The organism is Candidatus Cloacimonadota bacterium, from assembly GCA_011372345.1.
GTDB lineage: Bacteria > Cloacimonadota > Cloacimonadia > Cloacimonadales > TCS61 > DRTC01.
This window is the reverse complement of the sequence record DRTC01000054.1, coordinates 1-7,505: the sequence shown is the minus strand read 5'-3', so window position 1 is coordinate 7,505 and position 7,505 is coordinate 1. Positions and strand designations below refer to the sequence as shown.

The window sequence follows — 7,505 nt, the reverse complement described above, 5'->3', positions numbered from 1 at the left end:
CATTACCCGGGAACCTGGAACGGAACTTATGATTTCCAGATGATAATCTATGCAAACGGTAGGATATTGTTCCAATACAGAACTGTTTCCGGAGATCTTGATACATCAACGGTCGGAATTCAGAATGCAGCAGGAACAGATGGTTTGCAGGTTTCCTACAATGATAATTATCTTCATAATGAACTGGCGATCTTATTCTATACGGATTGGCTGCAGCTTTATCCGACTTCGGGAACGGTTTTACCATCAGCTTATGATGATATTACTGTTTCTTTCGATGCATCGGGACTCACAACCGGAACTTATTTGAAAAACATAGATATCTCCAGTAACGATCCTGACGAACCGAATGTGATCATTCCCGTAACTCTAAATGTCGGAACAACCCAGCCACCTGAACCACCGGAAAATGTAACAATTGAAATTAATGGCTCTAATGTTAATATCAGTTGGAATGCAGTAAGCGGAGCAACTTCCTACACGGTTTACAGTGATACGGATCCTTACGGAACATTTTCAAATGTTGAACAGACAGGAATTACAGGAATTTCTTGGAGCGAACCTGTTTCAGAAGTAAAGAAATTTTATCATATAACAGCAAGTAATGAAACGAGATCAGCCAAGATTCGAGTTCACAGGAGCGAAGCGAAAGTGGACTTGAACCGACAATGAGAAAATTATCTGAAAATTAATTTTATAAAGAGGAAAAAATGAAAAAAATATTTTTCACAACTTTGCTGCTTATGGTCATTGTCAACGGATTCACACTCGAATCAAATAAAGATCAAGAATGGCAGAAAGAAAATCCGTTTTCTTTTCCACATTGGATGACAGAGGAAGAGAAGACGAGAACTGATGAGATTGGCAGAGATTTTTACGAAACCGATCCGCCGGTAGGGCCTGTCGTCAATATTGCCGAATTTAATAAGATGCAGGGAGTTTTGATCCGTTATCCGTTTGGAATTCCAATGGCTTTGATCGCGGAGATGTCACAAGAAATCATGGTTACGACCATTGTTGCTAACCAAAGCCAGGAAAACACGGTGACAAACCAATATAACTCGAATGGAGTAAATATCGATAACTGCAATTTTATCCATGCTCCGTCAGATTCTTATTGGACGAGAGATTATGGTCCCTGGTTTGTGATCGATGGAAATTATGAAGTTGGAATTGTTAATTTTCCCTACAATCGTCCTCGACCAAATGATAACGATATTCCCATCGCAGTAGCTGATTTCCTGGATATTAACCTGTTTGGAATGGACTTAATTCATACAGGTGGAAATTATATGACAGACGGTATGGGAATTTCTTCTTCTTCCGATCTGGTTTGGGATGAAAATCCCGGACTTTCTCATGCAGAAGTGGATCAACTTGTGGAAGATTATCTCGGCATTGAAACCTATTATGTTGTTCCTGATCCGAATAATACTTATATAGATCATATAGACTGCTGGGGAAAATTTCTTGATGTTGATAAAATTCTGATCCGTTCTGTACCGGAAAGTCATGCTCAATATGATGAGATAGAAGCGACCGCAGAATATTATGCAAACCAGATTTCGTCTTATGGAAATAATTATCAGGTTTATCGTGTTTACACTCCCAACAATCAACCTTATACGAATTCCTTGATCTTAAATGACCGGGTATTCGTGCCCATTACTGGTTCGAGCTGGGATGATGATGCTTTAGCAGTTTATGAAGAAGCAATGCCTGGTTATGAAATTCTTGGTTTTACAGGTTCGTGGGAATCTACAGATGCTCTTCATTGTCGGACAAAAGGTATTGCTGATTTGGGAATGTTATATATTCATCACCTTCCGATCCTGGGAACTGCTCCTTCCGGAATTGATTATGAAATAGAAGCTGAGATAATTCCGTTAAGTGGAGCAAATCTTGTTGAAGATTTTACTTTGCTTTATTACCAGGTCAATAACGGTGATTTTATACCGGTTATTATGACACTTTCCGCAGGTAATACTTATGCAGGAATTATTCCTTCACAACCTGATGGAAGCGAGATCGGTTATTTTATCCAGGCAAACGATGAATCCGGTAGAGTAGCATCTCATCCGTTTATGGGACCTCTCGATCCGCACACTTTTGTTGTAGGTGAACCAATCCCTCCGGAATTAAATATTGATCCGACTTCGTTTGAGGTTGAATTGTCTGAAGGTGAAACAACAACCGAAATTCTGGAACTTTCCAATATCGGCGGTGGAGAGATCAATTATACTATCGAAATAGATGTTCCGGTTAATAGAGAAGATGATAGGAATATCAGCGGTTCCACGATCGAGTGTTCTCATGATGAATTCTATTCCGGTGATACTGTAACTTGGACTTTTACCGTTTTTAATGCCAGTACTGACGATGAATGGTTAGATGAAATATATATCGATTTTCCACCTGGAGTTTTCGTAAATTCATCAACTGACTTTGTGGGTGGGACCGGAGATTTGGTTTCTGATGGAGCAGTTGGAGACGGAGCAGAAATCCGTTGGTATGATCCTGACGGAAGTTGGGGGAATATTCATGATGGTGAAAGCGCATCCGCAGAAGTTGATGTTAATATTGATCCTGATTTTGTAGGTGATATCGATATAACTTATGAAATCAGTGGTGATGATTATGGCAGCGAACCTCATACTGTTTATGGGAATATCGGACTGTTGAATGCCGGAGAATTGATAACCTGGATTGATCTGGAGACATATTCCGGAACACTTGGAAGTGGTGAAACAGATATGATAAATGTGTATTTCGATGCGAATGACCTGGAACCAGGAGAACATACTTGCTCTCTTGTCGTGTATGATGATCGACGAAACGAAACAGTTATTCCGGTCACCTTAACTTTAGGTACCGGAATTTCGGATAATGATCTTGAAAACGATACTGTCTTGTTAGGAAATTATCCTAATCCTTTCAACTCATCAACGACAATCTCATTTAATATCATCGCAGAGGACGGAGAGAACGCAGAGATTTCGATCTATAATGTGAAAGGTCAGAAAATTCGTACTTTGGAGTGCATTAATTGTGTTAATGCAAAAGCAACGGAGTCGCTTTCCCACATAACTTGGGATGGGAAAGATGAAAATAATAATCCTGTTTCCAGTGGAATTTATTTCTATAAATTGAAATCAGGTAAATTTAATGAGATGAGAAAGATGATATTAATACACTAAAACATCGGAATGTCCGAAGGTCTTCCGATTGTTTGGATTGAAGTAATTAACATTCCGAAGAACTTCGTGCATTCGGAAGTTGATAAATAATAAAGGGGAGAGAATCAAAAAGATGAAAAAAATGATGTTATTATTAGCAGTCACTATTGGATTTTATCTGTCTGCAGCCTGGATTGAAATTCCTGAAAATTCAAGAAGCAAACTTTTTGAATATGTTGCCGGAGAAATTGAATCAGTGGAACTGGAATTTTCTTTGAATGGTTATGAACTTGAAGAAATTTATGAAAGAGGAGATATTTATCAAAAAATATCCTATTCAAATGAAGGAGAATTATTAGAGATCGGAAAACCTGATCTTCCTGTATTTTCCCGTTTAGTAGCTGTTCCGAATGAGGGAGAGGTCTCGGTTGAAATTCTATCTTATGAAAGTGAAATTATTCCGGATATTCTCATTTATCCTCAACAGGAACTTCAAATCGACGGGCAACCGAGAAATACCGGATTTGTTATTGATGAAGATTTCTACATAAGCGGATCTGTTTTCCCCGAGAAGAATGTAAATCTGGGAATACCTGCAATTATCAGAGATCATCGGATCGTCAATATAACCGTAAATCCTTTCCAGTATGATCCGGTTAACAGGGAATTGACGATCATTAAAAATCTTGATTTCAAAATTAATTGTTCCGGTCAAAATGGCGAGAATGTTAAGATTCACAATCGCAAAAAATCCAGATTCTTTGAATCGATATATGCTTCCACGATCGTGAATTATGAATCTTTAAGAAGCAGAGATGATGAATATCAGAAGCCGAGTTATCTTTTTATATATCCAACAAGTTCACCTGTTCAGCAAAATCTGCAGTTATTAACAAACTGGAAACATCAGAAAGGTTTTAAAGTTACGGTTGCCAGTACAACAGAAACCGGAACAACTTTGAACTCCATAAAAAATTATATCCAGGATGCTTATGATAATTGGGAAGATCCTCCTGAATTTGTTTGTCTCGTTGGAGATGCTAACGGTAGTTTTGTAATTCCAACCGGTAATTATTCAGGACCTGGAGATCAATATTACACTCTTCTGGAAGGAGATGATATTTTAGCTGATATTTTTATCGGAAGATTATCTTTTAACACGATTTTAGAATTACAGACGATCATAGCCAAGATCCTGGGTTATGAAAAAGAACCTTATCTGGGAGAACAGAATTGGTATCAGGAAGCTCTGCTGGTCGGTGATCCGAGTTCATCAGAACAATCCTGTATTATCACAAATAAATATATCAAGGAATTGATCAATGCTGATGAAGATGGTTATACATTCGATGAAATTTATTCCGGTTCATTTGCTTCCGGAATGAACAACAGCATAAATGATGGAGTTAATTATTTCAATTACCGAGGTTACATCGGAATGAGCGGTTGGGGTAATTCCAATATTAACAGTTTGACAAATGGTTTTAAACTTCCCGTAGCAGTTATCCTGACCTGTTCAACAGGAGGTTTTGATTCGGGTTGGGATGATTGTAGAAGTGAACTACTCCTCAAAGCCGGTTCTCCAACTGTTCCCAAAGGTGCGATTGCTGCAATAGGAACTGCTACATCCACGACTCATACCTGTTTTAATAATTGCGTTGATATGGGTATTTTCTATGGAATCTTTGTTGATCATATTTTTCACATGGGAGGAGCATTAAATCGGGGAAAGTTGAATCTTTATTTGAATTATCCCCAAAATCCCAATAATTCCGTCTATAAATTTTCTTATTGGAATAATCTTATGGGAGATCCGGGCATGGAAGTCTGGACAAATGTTCCCCAGGAAATGAATGTAACTTATGAATCTCAAATTCCTTACGGATCAAATTATATGAATGTTTCTATTAAGGATACAGATGAAAATCCCATTGAAGGAGCATGGGTAACTGCTCAAAAAGGAGAAGATATCATTTTCTCAATTGGTTTTACGGATGAAAGCGGAAATCTGACTTTGCCTTTTGCTTCAGAAACTCTCGGTGATGTTAATCTGACTGTTACTAAGCATAATTTCATTCCTCATCTCGGAAGTTTTGAATTAGTCCAGTCCGATGTTTTCCCTAATGTCTATGAAATTGAGATCGATGATGATAATTCCGATACTTCTTCCGGTAATGGTGATGGAATTATCAATCCGGGAGAGGTTATCGAATTGAATGTGGCTTTAAAAAATTACGGTACTTTAAGTGCAACCGGTATTTATGCGGAAATTTCCTCAACAAGTGAATTTGTCGAGATAACAGATGCATCTGAAATTTATGGAACAATTGAACCCGGAACATCGATATTCAGTGAAGATGATTTTGACTTGTCCATAAATCCGGATATTGTCGACGGAACAGAGATTTTAGTAAATATTGTTATTTCTGATGATAACGAGAATCAATGGAATGATACCATAATTCTAACTACTGATGGAGCAAACCTGCAGGCTCATGATTATGAGATTATGGATGCAAATAATATTTTAGATCCTGGAGAAACTGCAGAACTTGTTGTAACTATTGAAAATCTCGGTTCGATATCAGCAACCGGAATCAGCGGAATTTTGACCAGTCCGGATAATCGGATTTATATTGATGATGCTAATGCCTATTTTGGAGATGCATTATCAGGAGAACAGATCTCGAATAATAGTGACACATTTGAACTGACAGCTTCCAGTCACCTGATTCCCGGAACATTGATCATTATGAATCTCAATTTGACAGATGAAAATGGATATAATGCAAATACAAGTTTTGTTTTAGAAGTTGGAGAAGTTTCTGTAACTGATCCGTTGGGACCAGATGGATACGGTTATTATTGCTATGATAACGGTGATACCGGGTATCAGGAAGTTCCAATTTATAACTGGATCGAGATAGATCCTGATTATGGCGGTTCCGGAACTGTTATCAGCTTATATGATTATGGAGATACGGGTGATATTGAAATTCTCGATCTTCCCTTTACATTCCAGTTTTACGGAGAACCTTATGATCAAATAACTGTTTGTACGAACGGCTGGATTTCTCCCGGAATAACGGAACAATATTCGTTTATGAACTGGCATGTACCCGGACCCGGAGGACCTTCTCCCATGATCGCTCCATTCTGGGATGACCTGAAAACAGGAGGAGGTCATGTTTGTTATTTCTATGATCCTGTTGAAAACTATTTTGTGGTAGAATGGTCTGAATTGCAGAATGACTACAATAATAATGAGGAGACTTTCCAGGTAATTCTTTATGATCCTGAGTTTTATCCAACTATCAGCGGAAATGGTGATATTTTGTTCCAATATAATACTATCAATAATGTTGATCAGGGAGATTATTATGCATATCATGTTCAACATGGTCAATATGCTACCGTTGGGATCGAAGATCATACCGGAACAATCGGTTTGGAATACACTTATAATAATTCATATCCCTCAGCAGCAGAACCATTAGATGACGAAATGGCGATCTTATTTACCTGTTCTGTGATAAATCCTTTAGTTCTCGTTCCAAACAGTTTTTATATTGAAATGGAATCAAATCAAAGTCTTTCCGATACTCTTTATTTGAATAATATCGGAGAAGAAAGTATAACTTATTCTATTAATAATCCCCAACATCTTGGCTGGATTTCTTTTAGTCCTGCTTCAGGTGAATTAAACGGGGGAGAAACTGATGAGATTGAAATCACTTTTGATTCGACTAATTTACAAAGTGGGGATTATTCCTGTGATTTGATTATCCAAACGGGAACAGATTATGAAATCTACTTACCTGTAAATCTAACTGTTACTGAAACAACAGTAGAAAATGATATTTTACCGGAGAAAACAGGATTATACCAGAATTATCCCAATCCGTTCAATCCCGCAACAAATATCAAATTCAGTTTGAGAGAAAAGTCGAATGTCCTTCTTGAAATTTACAATATCAGAGGGCAGAAAGTGAAAACACTGGTTAATGAACATTTAAATAATGGTCTCCATGAAATTTCATGGGATGGAAGAGATGAACATCAGAATTCCGTAGCATCCGGAATTTATTTTTATAAAATGAAAGCGGGTGGATTCTCAAGCCTGCGTAAAATGATTTTGATGAAATAAGGTCAAATGACCAGAGGTGAAGGCACATTTGACCCAATTTCAGTTTAGTTCAAGATGACACAGAGGTTGAAAAATAAGAACTTACGAAATTCAAAATTAACCACTGGTCATTTGAACTAAACTTTAAGTAATCTTTGCGAAAATTCTCTTGAATGCGACAATGACCATTGTCGTCTTTACAT

The 7,505-nt window shown here is 37.6% G+C and carries 2 protein-coding genes and 1 pseudogene; all 3 read left to right on the top strand.

Translation table 11 applies throughout. The annotated features are described in order from the left end of the window. The first annotated feature begins 357 nt into the window (after nucleotides 1-357). The 3 genes and pseudogenes from ENL20_00915 (at nucleotide 358) to ENL20_00905 (ending at nucleotide 7,323) form a co-directional block, all read left to right on the top strand. Nucleotides 358-606: pseudogene (locus ENL20_00915) on the top strand (hypothetical protein). A 104-nt stretch (nucleotides 607-710) separates the two neighbouring features. After that, the gene (locus ENL20_00910; protein ID HHE37121.1) at nucleotides 711-3,197 is read left to right on the top strand and encodes a T9SS type A sorting domain-containing protein; all 2,487 of its coding nucleotides are present in this window, start codon (nucleotides 711-713) and stop codon (nucleotides 3,195-3,197) included. Nucleotides 3,198-3,309: 112 nt separating this feature from the next. After that, nucleotides 3,310-7,323 carry a T9SS type A sorting domain-containing protein gene (locus ENL20_00905; protein ID HHE37120.1) on the top strand — a complete coding sequence of 1,338 codons (4,014 nt, stop codon included), beginning with the start codon at nucleotides 3,310-3,312 and terminating at the stop codon, nucleotides 7,321-7,323. The last annotated feature ends 182 nt before the right edge of the window (nucleotides 7,324-7,505 follow it).

Coding starts and splice junctions, on each gene's coding strand:
- ENL20_00910 (HHE37121.1), top strand. CDS start 711: ATGAAAAAAATATTTTTCACAACTTTGCTGCTTATGGTCATTGTCAAC.
- ENL20_00905 (HHE37120.1), top strand. CDS start 3,310: ATGAAAAAAATGATGTTATTATTAGCAGTCACTATTGGATTTTATCTG.